Here is a 1,629-nt window from a genome sequence, read left to right as displayed (position 1 = left end):
TCACCCCAGGTCCCGCACCCCCGCATCGCACCCTCACTCCGGGGCCCGCGCCGATCGCCATCCCACCCTCATGTCGGGTGGCGGCGGATCCCACGCCCATCGCACCGCCGATCTCGACCGCAGAACAATGCTGTCGCCCGCGATTCCCGGCGGCCGGTGCAGCACGAAAGGTTCTTTGCCGTCCCGGGTGATTCGCCACCCCGCGTTGTGCAGCAGCATGTGGTGGAACCGGCAGAGCAGCACCCCGACCTCGATGTCGCTCTGCCCGCCTTCGCTCCAGGGCGTGGAATGGTGGGCTTCGCAATACGACGCCGGCACGCGGCACTCGGGCCACAGGCATCCACCGTCGCGCACTGCGAGCGCCAGCCGCTGCTTCGTCGTGAACAGCCGCTGCTCTCTGCCGACGTCGAGCGGGTTGCCGCACGAATCGACCGTGACCTCGATGAATCCGGCCTCGCACAGCACCCGATCGATGACCGAGCCGGGCACGGCATCGCCACCGTCCTCGAGGTGCCCGGTGGTCAGCATCCGTCCGAACGCGTCGCGCGGCCCGATCGCGTCTTTGACGACGACCAGGCGCACGCCCGGCTGGCGGGACCCGAAGACATCCGATGCCTCGGCCAAGGTTCCGGCACGGAAGATGTCCATCACGAGGTCGTAGGTCAGCTGCTCATTCGTCCGCGGGTCGGCGACGAGTTCGTCGGCGGCCGCGCGCTCCTCGGCGGTCATGAAGCGGGGCCCGCCGCGTCGCGGCCGCAGGGCCGATGCGATCACCGCATCCCACAGAGCCGCGGTCTCGTCATCGAAGTCGATGCGTGCGTGGTGACCGCCGTTGTCGTCGACCCACCTGCGGATCAGGCGCCCCTCGAACCGGCGCGCGAACCGCGCCTCCGCGCCGACCGGGTCGAGCGCATCGCGCACCTGCCGCGCGCGTCGGGCGAGCTCTTCGACGTCGACCGCCGAGGCCTCGTCGATCAGCTGCAATGCCGCGCGCGCCCACACGCTGCGCACGGCATCGGGATCGACATCGACGCCGTCGATCGGGGGCTTGCCGAGCCCGCGCAGAATCGCGTCGTGCTGCTCAGAAGTGAGCACGCTGTCGAGCAGCGCCCGCCGCAGACAATCGTGCCACGGCACGACCGCCGGCTCTGATGAGAGCGGCTGGCCCTCGACCATCGACTCGCCGATCCGCACTGCCCGCGCCGCATCGCCGCGCGTGCCACCGGTGATCGACTGCACGAGCGCCACCGGCGTCGCGTGCCCGCGCGTGGCGGCCGCACCCGCCTGGCCCATCTCGCGCGTCGATCGTTCGGCCAGCACCGCTGCACCGACCGCGATGATGCGATCGGCGTTGTGCTTGATGTCAGATGCCAGCGCCACGATGTCGATGACCGATCCATCGTCGAATCGGCGCAGCGCCGCAAGCAGCTGCGACCCCTCGACATCGAGCGAGCCGCGGGCAGCGAGCGACTCGACCCGCTCCCTGACATCGCTCAAAATAGCCATACTCAATGATGACAGGCACCCCCGACATTCAGACAGAGTTTCGTACATCTGTGGATAACTCCCCGCCGTGCTGATTCCGGCGGGGCGTTGGTCGTCGAGATGACGTGCTGGTCGTCGCTCGTG

1 protein-coding gene is annotated in these 1,629 nt (G+C 69.3%); it reads right to left on the bottom strand.

Features of this window, described 5'->3' with window-relative positions; genetic code table 11:
* Window positions 1-33: 33 nt before the first annotated feature.
* Window positions 34-1,497, bottom strand: a complete 1,464-nt coding sequence (locus QZV81_RS06405; protein WP_292834507.1) for an HNH endonuclease signature motif containing protein — start codon at window positions 1,495-1,497, stop codon at window positions 34-36.
* Window positions 1,498-1,629: the final 132 nt, after the last annotated feature.

This window comes from Microbacterium sp. (assembly GCF_011620665.1).
In the GTDB taxonomy this organism is placed as follows: domain Bacteria; phylum Actinomycetota; class Actinomycetes; order Actinomycetales; family Microbacteriaceae; genus Microbacterium.
Note: the sequence above shows the minus strand (reverse complement) of the source record. Positions and strands in the feature narration are given on the sequence as shown.